Source organism: Planctomycetota bacterium (genome assembly GCA_038746835.1).
In the GTDB taxonomy this organism is placed as follows: Bacteria; Planctomycetota; Phycisphaerae; order Tepidisphaerales; family Tepidisphaeraceae; genus JBCDKH01.
Window position 1 is genome coordinate 1 of sequence record JBCDKH010000073.1, and the last position, 15,522, is coordinate 15,522.

At 67.5% G+C, this 15,522-nt stretch carries 12 protein-coding genes; 8 read left to right on the forward strand and 4 right to left on the reverse strand.

Annotation, left to right across the window (positions count from 1 at the left end; translation table 11 throughout):
• Window positions 1-60 precede the first annotated feature (60 nt).
• Window positions 61-936, reverse strand: coding sequence for a ParB/RepB/Spo0J family partition protein (locus tag AAGI46_08930; GenBank protein MEM1012332.1), 876 nt, complete (start codon window positions 934-936; stop codon window positions 61-63).
• A gap of 845 nt (window positions 937-1,781) precedes the next feature.
• Between AAGI46_08930 and AAGI46_08935 the strand changes: the two genes are divergently transcribed.
• The 6 genes from AAGI46_08935 to AAGI46_08960 all read left to right on the forward strand — a co-directional run bounded on the left by AAGI46_08935 (window position 1,782) and on the right by AAGI46_08960 (window position 8,374).
• Complete coding sequence (locus AAGI46_08935) at window positions 1,782-3,056, forward strand: NADH-quinone oxidoreductase subunit D (GenBank protein ID MEM1012333.1); 1,275 nt, start codon at window positions 1,782-1,784, stop codon at window positions 3,054-3,056.
• 22 nt (window positions 3,057-3,078) lie between these two features.
• Window positions 3,079-3,306, forward strand: coding sequence for a hypothetical protein (locus tag AAGI46_08940; GenBank protein ID MEM1012334.1), 228 nt, complete (start codon window positions 3,079-3,081; stop codon window positions 3,304-3,306).
• A 32-nt stretch (window positions 3,307-3,338) separates the two neighbouring features.
• Window positions 3,339-3,560 (forward strand): hypothetical protein, encoded by a 222-nt coding sequence (locus AAGI46_08945; protein MEM1012335.1) that lies wholly within the window; start codon window positions 3,339-3,341, stop codon window positions 3,558-3,560.
• A 16-nt stretch (window positions 3,561-3,576) separates the two neighbouring features.
• Window positions 3,577-4,806: a beta-ketoacyl-[acyl-carrier-protein] synthase family protein gene (locus AAGI46_08950; GenBank protein ID MEM1012336.1), complete on the forward strand. Its 1,230-nt coding sequence runs from the start codon at window positions 3,577-3,579 to the stop codon at window positions 4,804-4,806.
• Window positions 4,807-4,840: 34 nt separating this feature from the next.
• The gene (gene folP, locus AAGI46_08955) at window positions 4,841-5,677 is read left to right on the forward strand and encodes a dihydropteroate synthase (GenBank protein ID MEM1012337.1); all 837 of its coding nucleotides are present in this window, start codon (window positions 4,841-4,843) and stop codon (window positions 5,675-5,677) included.
• 147 nt (window positions 5,678-5,824) lie between these two features.
• The gene (locus AAGI46_08960) at window positions 5,825-8,374 is read left to right on the forward strand and encodes a ComEC/Rec2 family competence protein (GenBank protein MEM1012338.1); all 2,550 of its coding nucleotides are present in this window, start codon (window positions 5,825-5,827) and stop codon (window positions 8,372-8,374) included.
• Between the two features lie 134 nt (window positions 8,375-8,508).
• On the opposite strand, the gene AAGI46_08965 is transcribed toward AAGI46_08960, so the two are convergent.
• Window positions 8,509-8,973, reverse strand: coding sequence for a DoxX family protein (locus AAGI46_08965; GenBank protein MEM1012339.1), 465 nt, complete (start codon window positions 8,971-8,973; stop codon window positions 8,509-8,511).
• A gap of 116 nt (window positions 8,974-9,089) precedes the next feature.
• Here AAGI46_08965 and AAGI46_08970 point away from each other — a divergent pair, with 116 nt between their 5' ends.
• Window positions 9,090-11,351, forward strand: a complete 2,262-nt coding sequence (locus AAGI46_08970; GenBank protein ID MEM1012340.1) for an ABC transporter ATP-binding protein — start codon at window positions 9,090-9,092, stop codon at window positions 11,349-11,351.
• 3 nt (window positions 11,352-11,354) lie between these two features.
• Here AAGI46_08970 and AAGI46_08975 read toward each other — a convergent pair whose 3' ends face one another.
• A complete protein-coding gene (locus AAGI46_08975) occupies window positions 11,355-12,758 on the reverse strand; it encodes an ATP-binding protein (protein MEM1012341.1) in 1,404 nt (467 codons plus the stop codon).
• 226 nt (window positions 12,759-12,984) lie between these two features.
• Here AAGI46_08975 and AAGI46_08980 point away from each other — a divergent pair, with 226 nt between their 5' ends.
• Window positions 12,985-14,304, forward strand: coding sequence for a hypothetical protein (locus AAGI46_08980; GenBank protein MEM1012342.1), 1,320 nt, complete (start codon window positions 12,985-12,987; stop codon window positions 14,302-14,304).
• 158 nt (window positions 14,305-14,462) lie between these two features.
• Here AAGI46_08980 and hisA read toward each other — a convergent pair whose 3' ends face one another.
• Window positions 14,463-15,218: a 1-(5-phosphoribosyl)-5-[(5-phosphoribosylamino)methylideneamino]imidazole-4-carboxamide isomerase gene (gene hisA / locus AAGI46_08985; protein ID MEM1012343.1), complete on the reverse strand. Its 756-nt coding sequence runs from the start codon at window positions 15,216-15,218 to the stop codon at window positions 14,463-14,465.
• Window positions 15,219-15,522 lie beyond the last annotated feature (304 nt).

Consider the following 15,522-nt stretch of genomic DNA (forward strand, 5'->3'; position numbering starts at 1 on the left):
CCCCGCAGCTACCCTTGGTACGGTCCGTCCGCGCACCACGTGGTGCGCGGGGTAGGGTGGCTAGGTGTCAAGGCTCACCCCGAGCTTGTCCATGAACTTGTCGAATTGCTCGGCGTTCCGCAGCGTCACGGTCAGCTTGTACCCACCCTTTCCGGCTGTGGCGACGGTGCAGTCTGTGCCGATGCTCTTGCTGAGCGTCTGGCCCAGCTGGCTCAGGTAGGCGTCCTTGGCCTTCCGCTCAGCCCCGGCCTTGCTCACGCCGGTCTCCCCCTCCTTGGCCGCCCGTTCGAGCTGGCGGACGCTCAGCGACTGATCGGCCGCGATGTTGGCCAGGCGGAGCTGCTTGTCGGCATCCTCGACGCCTGCAAGAACCTTGCCGTGGCCGAGCTGCAGCCGATCGTCGCGGATCATCTCGCGAATCGGCTCGGGCAGTTCCAGGATGCGGAAGTGGGCGTTGACGGTGCCGCGATCCTCGCCGAGGCGTTCTGCGAGTTCGATCTGCGTCACGCCGAGCTGGCGTTGCAGGGCCTTGTAGGCCTCGCCGCGGTCGATGGGGTTGAGGTCTTCGCGTTGGATGTTTTCGACGAGCGCCATCTCCGCCTGGGCGGAGGCGTCGGTCTCGCGCAGGACGACGGGGACGTGGCTGAGCTGAGCCAGCTTGGCCGCCCGGAGGCGTCGTTCGCCGGCGACGAGCTCAAGCGAGCCGTCGGTTCGGCGGGTCGCAACGAGCGGCTGGATGACGCCGTTGACCTTCAGCGAGGCTGCCAGTTCCGCCAGCGATGCCGGTCCGAACGCCCGGCGGGGCTGGTGCGGATTCGGCTTGATCTCCTCAACGGCCACCTGCAGCGGCGCACCAGCAGGGCGATCGTCGGCAGCGGCGGGGGCCTTCGTCTCAGCTTTCGTAGGCGATTCCGCCGGTGCGTCGTCGACCTGCATGAGGCTGCTCAGCCCCCGCCCGAGGCGAGGCCGCTTCCCGCTGGCAGACTTCCCTGCGGAGGGTGGAGACGAGGGGGACCGATCGGCTTTCTTGGCACTCACGGAGTGAGCGTAGAGCAGGGCGGTTTCGTGGCAAGCACGTCGGTGCCGCGCACCACGTGGTGCGCGAGTTGAGGTCGGGAGTCGGGAGTCGGGGCGATGCCAGCTCAAGCTGCCGACGACGTGCTTGTCGGGCGGGTCACGATGTTGCTACGTCGGTTGCCCCACAATGGGCGCGTACCGCTGGTCCGGTAACCCGGTCGCTGCTCCGGTTGGAGTCATGGTCATCCAGTGAGGTTGGCCACGAAGCCCTGTCCGTCATCCCGAGCGCAGCCGAGGGACCTCGCCTGGCGTCCGTCCCCAGCGGCAAAGGCGAGGTCCTTCGACTCGCTTCGCTCGCTCAGGATGACGCCGCAGCGCGCTGCTGTTGCGAAAATCGCCGCAGCATGTGCGGGCCGGACGGAGCGGAGGTGAAGTTGGGCACCGTTGGGGTCGCCGGCGGGGCGGGGCCGGGCTGTTTTACGGTCTACGGCGGTCATCACGAGATCCCGGCCGGTACTCGCACCTGTCGAACCAATCTGGCGACCATTGAGGCGTCAGAATCGCGGATGCCCGCGTCGTTTCACAGCACTGACTCGGCCGCGGAACGGACATCACAGCGACACCATGAACCGCCGCCGACGCTTGATCGTCAGCGTCGCCGGTTTAATTTATTTTAACAAATCACAAACATCAATCGAAACTTGAAAGCTATGCCGGCGGTAGGGCAGGGGGCCACGCTACAGTCGGCCGAAGGAACGTACCGCATGCCCTACACCCTTGAAGAAGCACCGGCCGAACTGCTGCCCGCCGAGACCGATGACGACGTCGGCTCCAACCGCTGGACCCTCAACTTCGGCCCGCAGCACCCGGCCACGCACACCACCCTCCGGCTCGTCCTCGAGCTCGACGGCGAACGCGTGGTCAAGTGCACGCCCCACATCGGCTACCTCCACTCGGGCTTCGAGAAGCTGGGCGAACACCTCAACTACAACCAGTACGTCACGATCGTCGATCGGATGGACTACTCCGCTCCGATCTACAACGAGCTGGCCTGGCACGACGCGGCCGAGCGGCTCATGGGCATCGAGCTGACCCCACGGACCAAGGTCCTTCGCACCATCGCCGGCGAGCTGGGACGTATCCAGAGCCACCTCCTCTGCTGCGCGGCCGCGGGTCTGGATTTGGGTGCTTTCACCAGCTTTTTGTACGGTTTCAACCAGCGGGAGCACATCTACGACATCGTCGAGTTCATGACCGGCCAGCGGTATCACACCGGCTGGACGCGTGTCGGCGGGCTCAACCAGGACCTGCCCGACGAGGCCGTTTACAAGCGGATGGTCAAGAACTTCATCAACGACTCGCTGCCTGAAGCGATCGGCGACATGGAGAAACTCCTCAACCGCAACCGCATCTTCGTCGAGCGGACCAAGGGCATCGGCGTGCTCAGCCCCGAGGAAGCCACCGCCTGGAGCGTCACCGGCCCGATGGCGCGTGCGAGCGGCGTGAAGCGCGACCTGCGCAAGGAAGAACCCTACCTCTGCTTCGCCGACAACTGGGACGGCGAGGGGGCCGAGGCACCCGAGTTCAAGGTACCGGTGATGGAGACGGGCGACGTGTATGCCCGTTTCCTGGTAAGGCTTGAGGAAATGAAGCAGTCGGCGAGCATCATCGCCCAGCTCATCGACAAGCTCCCCGGCGGCCCGGTCAACGTCAGCCCCGAAGGCAAGGAAGTGCTCCCGCCCAAGGAGCAGGTCTACGGCAGCATCGAAGGCCTCATCCAGCACTTCGAGATGATCATGACCAACCGCGGCTTCGAGACCCCCAAGGGTGAGGCCTACGGCCGGATCGAGAGCGCCAACGGCGAGCTCGGCTACTACGTCGTCAGCGACGGAAGCAATGTCCCGTGGCGGGTCCGCACGCGCGGGCCGATCTTCTTCAACTACCAGACCTTCCCGAAGCTGATCGAGGGCCACACCGTCAGCGACGTCGTCGCCATTCTCGGCAGCATCAACGTCATCGCCGCGGAGCTGGATCGGTAGGCGATTCGTGTAGACTACGACAATGTCGACCCTGGCCGAGGTTCAAGAGGCGATCCGGCGAATGCCGCCGGAGGAGGTCGCGGCCTTTCGGCGGTGGTGGGAGGAGCGCGACGCCGACGCCTGGGACGAGCAGATCGAGCGCGACGTCGCCGACGGCAAGCTCGATGCATTCGCAGACGCGGCACTCGAAGAGATGCGTGGCGAGACGGCTGAAGACGTCGTCGACGGCATGAAGCGGCGGGGAGCGTGAAGCACCGTGCAGCCAAGTCGTTCTGGCGGCTTCTGGACAAGCCGCCGCAACAGGAGCAACGGCGTGCGCGTGAGAATTATGAGCTCCTGAAGCACGATGAGCGGCACCCGTCGCTCCACTTCAAGCGAATCGGCAGGTACTGCTCGGTCCGGGTCGGATTGGACTACCGGGCGGTCGGTGTGCCCGACGGCGATGTGGTCATGTGGGTCTGGATCGGCACGCACGCCGACTACGACCGATTGATTGGCGGGTGAGGCGTAGCCTTGGGCGTTGTACCCGAAGGCCATCATTACCGGTGTCGGCTGCGTCTCGCCGAATGGGGTTGGCAAACGCGCGTTTGTCGAGGCGTGTGTTACCGGACAATCGGGGCTGCGGCGGCCGCCGGAGGGGTGGGGCGAGCGGACGAGCAGCGTCGGACAGGTCGTTGACTTCGAGCCGGCAGACCACCTCGATGCCGCCGATCTGAAGCGGGTGCCGCCGGTCGTGCCGCTGGCGTTGGCGGCGGCGAGGGAAGCCGTCGAGCAGGCGAGCCTCGACGTCAATGACGAAGCAGCAAGTCGACGCGTCGGCCTCGTCCTCGGCACGGGAGGAGGCGGGCTGTCGTTCGTCGAGGAGCAGTACGCACGCCTCTACACCGGCCGCGGTGGGGCGTCGCCGTACTCGATCACCGGCGGCACCCACGGCAACCTCGCGGGCGAACTCTCCATCGCACTCGGACTTCGTGGACCAAGCCACGTCGTCTCGACCGGCTGCGCCTCCTCCACCGACGCGCTCGGCTACGTGCTCATGCTGATCCGCTCGGGCCGATGCGACGCCGTCGTCTGCGGCGGGGCGGACGCACCGATCGCCCCCGGCATCCTCCGCGGCTTCGAACGCATGGGCGTCGTCTCGACCCGCCTCTGGGACGACCCGACGCAAAGCTCCCGGCCCTTCACGAAAACCCGAGACGGGCTCGTTCTGGCCGAGGGGGCGTGGATGTTCGTCGTCGAACGCGACGGCTGGCGGCAGGGTGGTGAGCCGCTGGGCGAGCTGGCCGGCTACGGCAGCACGAGCGACGCCTACCACCGCGTCCGCATCGCGCCCGACGTCACCGAGTGCGTCCGCGCGATGAGCGACGCCCTGGTTGACGCCGGTGCCACGCCGGGTGAGGTCGACAGCGTCAACCTGCACGGCACGAGCACCGAGATGAACGATCGCCTCGAGACGCTGGCGATGCACAAGCTGCTCGGCGATCGGGCGAGGCTCGTCCCGATGAGCGCGACCAAGTCGCTCATCGGCCACCCGCAAGGTGCCGGCGGTGCTGCGGGACTGGCCGCGGCGCTGCTGTCGGCGCGCGAGGGCTTCGTCCATCCGACGATCAACCTCGACGACCCGGACTCCGAGTGCGACCTCGACTACTGCCCGAACGTCGCTCGCGAGGCGACGGTCGACTTGCTCCTGTGCAACTGCATCGCGTTTGGCAGCAAGAACAGCGCGCTCGCCGTTCGCGTGCTTCGGTAGCCCGCAGCCTCAACCCTTGTGCCTTAACTTCCGCATGGCTCCCGACGACCTAGACGCCTGGCTCGACGATCCGCAGCGCCGCCCGATCATCGTCGGCATCCTCAACGCCACGCCCGACAGCTTCAGCGACGGCGGGCTCTACCTGTCGCCGGACGCGGCGCGGGATCGGGTGCGGCAGATGATCGACGACGGGGCCGACTGGATCGACGTCGGCGGCGAGAGCACCCGTCCGGGCAGCGAGTCGGTCGATGCCGACGAACAGATCCGCCGGGTGATGCCGGCCGTCGAGGCAGGCGTGACGGCCGGCGTCGTGGTCAGCATCGACACGACGAGCGCGGCCGTGGGCCGACCAGCGATGTCGGCCGGGGCGAGTGTCGTCAACGACGTCGCCGCAGGTCGCGACGATCCCGACATGCCCGCCGCGATGGCCGAGGCGAAGGCGGTCGTCCTCATGCACCGGCTCGGCGACTCGAAGACCATGCAGGACGACCCGCGGTACGACGACGTCGTCGCCGAGGTCGAGGCCTTCCTGCTCGAACGCGCCGTGGCCATCGGCGTCGAGCCGCGACGCGTCTTGCTCGACCCCGGCATCGGCTTCGGCAAGACCGTTCGTCACAACCTCCAGCTTCTCGCGGCCACCCGGCGACTCGCGGACCTCGGCCATCCGCTGCTCGTCGGGGCGAGCCGCAAGCGCTTCCTCGGGACGATCACGAATCAGCCCGACGCCGACAAGCGACAGTTCTCCACCGCGGCGACGGTCGCGTGGTCCGTCGCCAACGGGGCGTCCGCGATCCGCGTGCACGACGTTCGCGAGATGCGCGAGGTGCGCGACGTGGTCGACGCGATTCAGCGACCGGCGGCGTTTGGGTGATCGCTCAGACTGCGGGCCTTAGCCCCGCAGCTACTACCCCCGAACGTCGAGCTACTCTGCAAATCAGGTAGCTGCGGGGCTACGGCCCGCAGTCCGAATCTCGAGCAACGCCCTTGCACCTGCAGCACGTCGCGGTAGCTTCGACCCGTGGGCGAGCCGCGACGAGACGAGCCGCGCGAGCGGATCAGGCCCGTCGGGGTCGCCGCCTACCCGCTCGTGCCGGTCGCCGTCTGCTTCGTCGTCGGCATCCTCCTGCACGATCGCCTGCCGATTCGCCCCGGCGTCTACCTGACGGTCATCACCTGCCTCGTCGTGGCGACCATCGTTGGCCGACGTGCATCGCTGCGGATGGCACTGGCGACCGGCGCATTCGTCCTCCTCGGCACCGTCGCCGCTCAGCTCGCGCGCTACCACTACCCGGCCGACCACGTCGTCCGATACGCGAGCGAGTCGCCGCGGCTCGCACGCGTCGAAGGCACGCTCGTCGGCACGCCCAGGCTTGTCGGCCAACCCGACACCGGCCGACCGCGTCCGCCGAAGATGGCCGGGCTGCTCCGCATCGATCGCGTCGAAACCTGGGACGGCTGGGTCGACGTCTCAGGCAATGCGCTCCTGCAGATCCGTGAGCCCGACCCGCGCCTCCTCGACGGGCAACGCGTGCGTCTGCTCGGCTGGCTCGAACAGCCCGGCCGCGCGATGAACCCAGGCCAGTTCGACTACGCCGCCTTCTACCGCGGCCGACGCGTTCCCGTCAGCCTCCGCACCCACGGCCCGGCCGCGATCGACGTGCTCAGCGAGGCCGCGCCGTCCCGACTCGCCGGCTTTCGGCAACACGTGCGATCGGCGTTGCTCGACGGCTTCAACTCTGGCGATCGCGACGACGCGCTGCTCCTTCGTGCGATGCTCCTCGGCCAGCGCGATCCGGCGATGGATGACGATCGCGAGCTCTTCCGTGCAAGCGGCACCGGACACTTCCTCGCCGTCAGCGGACTGCACGTCGGCATCATCGCGGCCTCGGCCTTCGCAGTCGCGCGACTGCTCGGTGCCGGCACGCGGCTGACGGCCGTCTGGTGTGTCGTGGTCGTCGGGACGTACACGCTCGCGGCCGAACCGTCGCCGCCGGTGCTGCGCGCGGCCATCCTCGCGGTCGGCCTCGGCACGGGCATCCTCTTCGGCAGACGCACCGCCGGCGTGCAGCTGCTGGCGCTGGCGGGACTGCTCCTGCTGGCGGTCTTTCCGCTGGACATCTATCGGGCCGGGTTTCAGCTGAGCTTCGTGACGGTGCTGGCGCTGATCCTGCTCGCCGGCCCTGCACGACGATGGGCACTGGCGACCGTCCGCCAGCCCGACGACGCGGCGGCGCTCGCAACACCCGATGGTCGAGTCGTCCGGCTGGCCGACTGGTGCGACCGGAAGCTGATCGACGCCTTCGCCGCCGCACTCATTGCGTGGCTGGCGTCGATGCCGCTGGTGGCGATGCACTTCGGGCAGTTTCACTTGTGGTCCATTCCGGCCAGCGTCCTCGCCGGGCCGTTGGTCGTCGCGTCGTTGCTGGGCGGCGTGGTGAAGGTGGTGCTGACGCTGCTGGTGCCCGAGGCGGCGGCGTGGTGGGCGACGATGGCTTCGTGGCCGGTGGAGGCGATGCGGTCGACGGTCGCCTGGTTCAGCCGGCTGCCATTGGCGGACGTGCCCCTGCCGACGCCGCCGCTGTGGCTCGTCGTCGCGACGTATCTGGCGCTCGTCGGCATCTGGCTGACGCTGCGGAAGTGGCCGGTGCGTCGGCGTCCGCCGGCCTCGCTCGTCTGGGGTTTGCGGGCATCCGTCGTCCTCGCGGCCGGGTTTCTGTTCGTGATGCCGGTGCTGGGCGCGACGACGCCGACACTGCTGACGAAGCCGTTGCGCGTGACGTTGCTCGCGGTAGGGGCGGGGCAGGCAGCCGTCGTCGAGCAGCCCAACGGCCGGGTCACGATGATCGATGCCGGCAGCATCTCTCTGGCCGAGCCGTGGGAATCGTGCATCGGCCCGTTCCTCCGCAGCCGCGGCATCGCCCGGATCGATCGCCTCGTCCTGAGCCACGCGAACCTCGACCACTACAACGGCGCGGCCGATCTCATCGAGCGGTACGGCATTCGCGAAGTCGTCGTGGGGCCCGGCTTCGAGGACGACGCCCGACGCGACGGCGTCGGCCGGGCCTTGCTGGCCGCGATTGCCGAGGCGGACGTGCCGATGCGGATCGTCCAGCGCGGCGACGTCGTGCCGATGGGCTCGGCCACGTCGTTCCAGGTCCACTGGCCACCAGCTGAAGTGGACGGTCTCACGCCCAACGACGCGTCGATCGTCGCGACGCTGCAGCATGAAGGTCAGCGCGTCCTCTTCACCGGCGACCTCCAGGCCGATGGCATGACTGGCGCGATGGGCAACGACCTGCCGGACGTCGACGTGCTCGTCGCGCCGCATCACGGCAGCACCGAGACGCCGACGCCGGACTTCGTTGAAGCGTGCCTGCCCGAGTGGGTCGTCTCCAGCGACGGCCGCCGGCTCTCGCAGAAGCAGCGTCGCCTGCCCGACGTGATCGGCGATCGCCCATTGCTCCGCACGGGACGTGACGGTGCGATCCTGATCGACCTGTCACGCGAGGGCGTCACGGTCGAATCGTTCCTCGACAGCGAGCGACGAACACTCACGGTTGCGGAGTGAATCGCGTCTTCCACCCGAAGCCGTGGGTAGAGCGAAGCGTCACCCCGGGTCCGGACGGATACCAACGACCCAGACCCGGGGCGACGCTGCGCTCTGCCCGTCGGCTTCGGGGATGGGTGGGATCGGGTCGGGGATCAGTTTTTGCGGAGGAAGCGATCGACGCCCGTCCGTCCACTTCCGACAAGAAGAAACGTCAGCGCGAGAACGAGGTAGAGCACCGCTGGCTCAGCAGCACCTTCGGCTGGGACCCAGAACGGGGCCTCGCCTCGGAACGCGGGTGCCTTGGCGACGAACGTCGCAACGCCGAACACGCCAATCAACCACGCGGACGCAAAGCGCGTAGCCAGGCCCAGCGCGAGCATGACACCTCCGACCAGTTCTCCGAGCCCCGCCATCCACGCGTTCAGGTAAGGCATGGGAACGTCGAGCTTGTCGAGGTACTGCACGAACCCGTCCTTGGGCGGGATCTTGCCGAGGCCGTGACCGAACGCGATGAACAGACCGGTCGTGACCCGCAGGACGAGCAGGCCGATCTCGGACGCCGCGTTCCCGCCACCGACGCCGCCGAAGACCAGGGGCTTGAGCTTCTGTTTGAGCATGCCCTTTATATCGGCCAGCCGCGGCGAGGTTGCGGCGTCGTGCCCCCGGATGCAGCCGCGGCCGCTAGCCCGTACCGTGTCGTCCGCGTCGAACGGAATCGACGCGGTCTGCCGCAATGTCTGAAGAGAAGCCCGTCCTCGAGTACCAGTCGAAGCGTCGCCCCAAGAAGGAGCGGCGGCGATACGTGTGGCGGGCGGTGGCGTACCTCCGGCCGTACAAGCGGCAGGTGATCGTCAGCATCGTCTGCGCCTTCTTCGCCGGCGGCGCCTTCTTCGGCGGCCTGGGCGCGTTCCTGCCGGTCCTGCAGACCCTGCTCAATGGCGACACGCCACGCATGTGGGTCGACCGGATGGTGGCGGAACAGCGGTGGGGCATCGATCTGGCGGATGATCCCTCTGAACTCCAGATAATCGATGATTCTGGCCTCGAGATGGAGTTGACGATTTCGTCCACGAGTAAGCGCACCAATAAAGGTGTCTGGCCGAAGTTTGCGGGAGATGACGTCGAGCAGAACCTGAGCAGCCTCGCATCTGGCACTCCGTCTGACCTTGCTCCTTACGACACGGATGTCGTGCCCTACGTCAACGTTCCCCGCGGTGCCATCGTCAGCGATTACGGGAGCAGCACGACCGTTCGGCAGAACGACGTCTCCCTTCACCTCCGCCTCCTCCGTCGCGTCGTCTACCTGTTGCCCTCCAGCCCCGTCGGGGCGGCGGCGTGGATCATGGGGATCGCGCTCGTCCTCAACATCGTCAGCAACCTCTTCCGTTTCGTCCAGGAGTTCATCAGCAACAAGGTCGCGCTCTCGGCCGTCAACGACATCCGACGCGACCTGTACGACCACACGCTCCGAACGCCCATCGCCGGCTTCGGCCGGACTGGCACGGGCGACGTCACCAGCCGCATCATCGGCGACGCGGCCCAGCTGCAGGAAGGCCTCCGCACGCTCCTCGGCCGGGCCGTGCAGGAGCCGATCCTCGCGCTCTTCGGCCTGGCGTTCGCGCTTTGGCTCGACTGGCGACTGACCCTGCTCGTCATCGGCTTCGCCCCGATCATGCTGCTCGTCCTCAAACGCTTCGGCAAGAAGATGCGTCGCGCCGGCCGCAAGGCGCTCGAAGAAAACGCCGAACTTCTGGGGCAAATCGAGGGCACGCTGACGGGCATCAAGATCGTCAAGGCCAACAACGCGGAGGCCGCGGAAGTCGGCCGGCTGCGGGTCATCCTCGACAGTCTGCTGGGCTTCCAGCTGAGGCTCGCGCGGTACGACGCGCTAAGCACGCCGGTCATGGGCACGCTGGCAACGCTCGCCATCGGCGTCGTCTTCGTCGTGGCGATCTACCTCGTCCGCATCGACCAGAGCCTGAGCGCCGCCTCTGCGATCATGGTCTTCGCCTCGCTCGTGCAGATTGCCGAGTCGGTGCGGCGGATCAGCAAGCTGAACGTCGTCCTGTCCAAGGCCAACGCCGCCGGCGAACGGGTCTTCGAGATGATCGACCTGCCTGTCGAAAGTCAGAGATCGCAAAGACGCGAAGACACGAAGAGTGACGCGAAGAGCAGAGCAGATGATGAGGTGAGTGCTTCAGAACCTTCTCTCACCTTCGCGTCTGACTTCGCGTCTTCGCGTCTTCGCGATCTCCGAGTCGATGACCAAATCAGCTTCGATTCCGTCACCTTCGCCTACGCCGAGCACGAGCCGCCGGCGTTGCAGGATGTGTCGCTCAGCGTGCAGGCCGGCGAGTCAGTGGCCGTCGTCGGGCGGAACGGCAGTGGCAAGACGACGCTGCTCTCCATGCTGCCGCGGTTTTACGACCCGACGAGTGGCCGCGTGACCATCGACGGCACCGACGTCCGCGAGCTCGACCTGGCCGAGCTTCGCCAGCTCATCGGCGTCGTCACGCAGGACGCCCACGTCTTCGCCGGCACCATCGCTCACAACATCGCCTACGGCCGACCCGACGCGACGCGCGAGGAAATCATCGACGCCGCCAAACAGGCCGAGGCCCACGAGTTCATCCAGGACAAGCCAAGCGGCTACGACGCCTTCCTCTCCGGCCTGGGCGGGCAACTTTCCGGCGGACAACGCCAGCGTCTCAACATCGCCCGCGCGATCCTGCGCGACCCGCCGGTGCTGATCCTCGATGAGGCCACGAGCCAAGTCGACGCGCAAAGCGAGCACCTCATCCAACAAGCCATCGGCCGGCTCATGAAGGGGCGGACGACGTTCGTGATCGCGCACCGCTTCAGCACGATCCTCGACTGCGACCGCATCGCCGTCCTCAACGCCGGCCGCCTTGTCGCCGTCGGCCCGCACGACGAACTGCTGGACACGAGCGACGTCTACCGCGACCTCTACGAACGGCAGCTGGTCACGGCGTGACGCTCACACTCTCCCCATCGACAGCCCGAACGGAATCTCCGGCGGTTTGGGGAAGCCGCGGCGGGCGCGGTCGTTGCCTTCGCGGACGAGGCTGACGGCCTTCTTCAGGTCGGCCTCCGTGCGTTCGCGTCGGCCGTCCTCGATCGCGAGCAGGCCGCTGAGGCGGAGGATTTCGCGGAGGTGGGCGAAGCTCAGGCCGTCGGAGTTCTTGGCAGCGTCCTCGCGGGCCGACTGGCCGAGATGGTCGTCCTTGGCGAGGTTCTTTTCGAAGAACTCGCGTCGAAGGGCGAGGTCAGGGTTGGGCAACTCCATGACGACGTCGAACCGCCCGGGGCGGTTGTTGACGGCCGGGTCGAGCTTTTCGGGGTAGTTGGTCGTCGCGACCAGCAACAGGCCCTTGGCGTCCTGCCGCTCGACGCCGTCGATGAGGTTGAGGAACTGGCTGACGTCGACCTGCTCCAGCAGCCAGTTGAGGTCCTCGATGACCAGCGCAGCCGGGGCCTGGCGTTGCCAGCGGTCGATGATCTGGCGCAGCGCGTTCCCGCTGATCTGGCGGTCAGGCCGGAGCAGCATGAACGGCACCTTCGGCAGTCGCCCGCCGACCATGCGGAGCAGGCTCGTCTTGCCGTTGCCCGGCGGGCCGTGGAGCAGCACGCCACGTCGATACGGCACGTCGAGCTTCTTGTAGAGCGACTTCACGCCCGGCTTGAAGAAGCCCAGCAGGTCGCGATCCAGCCGCTGCCGCAACTCATCGCTGATGACGAGCTCCTTGCCTGCCGAGCGTTTGCGCTTGATGCGTGGCCCGTCGTGCGAGGCCGGCCCGCGGACGATCTGCCAGACCGCGACGTTGCCCTCGTGCCGCAGCTCCTTCACGCGGTCGCGCAGCTCGTCGTACGCCTCCTCGCTCTCGCAGGCCGCGAGCCAGAGCGTGTCGGGTGCGTTGTAATCCGGGTCGATCCAGTACCAGCGTGCCAAGGCGACGCGGAACTGGCCGACCATGAGGAAGCCGGGCTGGAAGAGGCGTCCCGGGCGAAAGGCGTCGGAGTCGTCGTTGCGGACGAGCACCTGTTCGGCCATGCCTGCCGGGCCGGTCAGCGGCGGGGCGGGTTCCCAGGTCGGCTGCGCTTCGCCTTCGTCGAGGAGTCGGTCGAGCGATTGCTCGACGTCGTACAGCTCGTCGTCGCCGGAGTGGAAGACGTGCCAGTTGCCGCAGTCCTTGCTGACGAGCCACCGCCGAAACGCCGCCGCGGCAAGCTCGGTGAGCGGCAGATTCGGCGGCATGACGGGCGTCGACGACCCAGCGGAAACGCCCGTTGCGAGTTCGGGCGTGGCCACAACGCGGCTGGATTCCGCAGCAGCCGCGGCGGCGGTTTCGGTAGCATCCTGATGCTTGTTGCTGACAGACATGGCGTTGCGCTTCTCGCCTGCCGAGACGCGTCCTTCGTCCCACGAGGCGGAACGGCGAGGGTAGGCCGGTAATGCGCGAGTTTCGGAAGTCGGCTCATGCGAATCGGTGCCGCGTGCCGATGTCCGCTACGTCCGGGACCTGGTGTCTGCGGGCGATGTTCCGAGGCCGTTCCCGGAGCTCCTGACCGACGATTCCAGCTGTCGACCATTCGGCAGGAGGCGTCCGATGATGCGACCGATTCGACTCCCGTTCGCCGTGGCCGTCCTGGCCGTGGTGACGTCCGCTGCTCCGGCCGACGAGCCGACGAGCGAGCCACGCGATTACGTCACGCTCGCAAGCGAGCTGGCAAGCGACGACTGGGCCACCCGTAAAGCCGCCGCCGAGGCGATCGTGCGTCGTGGCCGCAGTGTGCTACCGCGGATTGAGGCGACGCTCCAGCAGACCTCGGAGGACGAGGTCAACAGCGACCTCACGCTGGTCGCCGAAGCCGTCCGCGAGTCGGCGCACACGTCGTCGTCGGCAGTCAGCGTTCGGTCCGAATCCGTCGCCGATGTCATCGCCAGTCTGAACGCCGCGAGCGGCATGCGACTGATGCGTGGTTCCGGCCTCGCGAGCGATGTGAACGTCGACCGGCACGGCCCGTTCTGGCACGTCGTCGCCCAGCTCTGCCGTGATCACGACTGGGACATCGCCGTCAGTGCGGGTGGATCGCGAAACCTGCAAATGGCATTGGTTGCGGCGAACGGCGAGCGACAGCTTGCCGGACCGATGAGCGTCTCCGGCCCCGCGGCGGTGATCGTGAGGGCCGTGCGTCATTTGCGTGAAGTCGACTTCACGGCCGCGCTTCCGAGCATCGACGCACCGGCCAGCGTGGCCGACGATCACTCTCTTCGGGTCGAGCTCGAGGCGTTGCTCGAGCCGCGCTATCAGATCGGCCTTCGCGAGTTCCGCGTCGTCTGGGACGAGGCGACCAACGAGCAGGGCGTTGATCTCCTGCCGCCGGGACGATCGAGCGAGACGCCGCACGAGACCGTCGCGATCTGGTCGGCCGGTCGGCTGCGGCTCGGCGTCGACTTGGACGGACAAGCCACGGGCGAAACGTTCGGCATCGCCGGCACCATCTCTGGCGCCGTCGGCGGCGACATGTACCACGCCACCCTCGCTCCCGAGGCGACGCACCAGGAGTGGATGATCGCCGGCGAACCCGTCGCCGTGACGATCGTCCGCGGCGAGGACCTCACCGGCAGCCGCGGCCGACGGGCGCGGTGGCAGTTCCAGGCGACGCTCCGCAGCACGCCCGATCGCACGACCCAGCACCTGGTCTCGACGGCATTGACGGGACTTCTGCTCGAGAACGACGCAGGCCGACTGACGCGTGGCTCGACGCGCATCGATTTCGCCGACCCGATGGGCCCGCAGATCGAGATCGACTTCGTCGCCCGCGCCGAGGATGGCGAGGAGCACCCCTCCGCACGCTGCGAACTGCCACGACGCCTCGTCTGGCTCGAGCTGCCCTTCGCGTTCGACGGACTCCCGCTTCCGTGAGTCGTGGGTCGCGACTTGTGACTTGTGACTTGTGACTTGTGACTTGTGACTTGTGAAGCCCAGGGTTGAGCGAAGCGATGCCCGGGAGCGAGGGCGCAACGTGCTGCGTTCCCGGGCATCGCTCCGCTCAACCCGGGGCTTCGATTTCAGAAATCACTTCAATCGACCCCACGACCGAGGCGCAGCGCGGCTTCGAGGTCGAGGGTGCCTTCATGGAGCGCGCGTCCGACGATGACGCCTTCGACATCGGAACTGATGAGTGGCTGCAGATCGTCGATCGACCCGACGCCTCCACTGGCAAGCACGGGCAACTCGGTCGCGCGGGCAAGCTGTTGCGTGCCGTCGGCATCCGTCCCAGTCATCATGCCGTCGCGGGCAACGTCGGTGTACAGCAGCGCCGCCAGCGGCAAGGTTGACACGTCCGCGGCAAGGTCGAGCACCGCCACGTCCGTCGTCTCCTGCCAACCGCCCACCGCCACGCGGCCGCCTTTGGCATCGACGGCCAGAACCACCCGCCCGGCGATGTCGTCGCCACTGAGGATCGATTCCAACCACGCGCGATCGCGCACGCCGCGAGTCCCGACGACAACGCGATCGCAACCCGCGTTCAACAGGCGTCGCACGTCGTCGATCTCCCGTACACCGCCGCCGGCCTGGACCTTCAGCCGAGGCTCGGCCCGCACGATTGCTTCGATCGCCTCGGCCTGCTGTACCGCTCCGGCTTTGGCACCGTCCAGGTCGACCACGTGAAGCCGCTCGGCCCCGAGGTTCGCCCACTGCTGAACCAGCAGAGCCGGGTCGCGGTCGTAAGTCGTCTGCCTTTCAAAATCCCCCTGCGCCAGGCGAACGACTTCGCCGCCACGCAGGTCGATGCTCGGGTAGATCGTCAGTCGGCCGCGACGCGATTCAGGCACGGGCGACCGTAGCCGGTCGTCGGGTCAGCACGCGGCGGTGTACCTTCAGAAACGCCGATGCCAGTGCGACACGCGGATCAACCTCGCTGTGCAAGACGATCTCCGAACACGACGGATGCGTTGCCTCGTGCGAGACCTGCACCTCGTCCTGCGTCGACGCACGCGGATCGGCAGACGAGTCGAGCCCGTCGGCTTCGCGGCGTCGGACTCGTCGAAGTGCCTGAGCGGCAGAGGCTGGGTGGAGTGGCGTGATGATCATAAGTCACCAACCGACGTACGATTCCGCAGCCGCCGTGTCCAATCG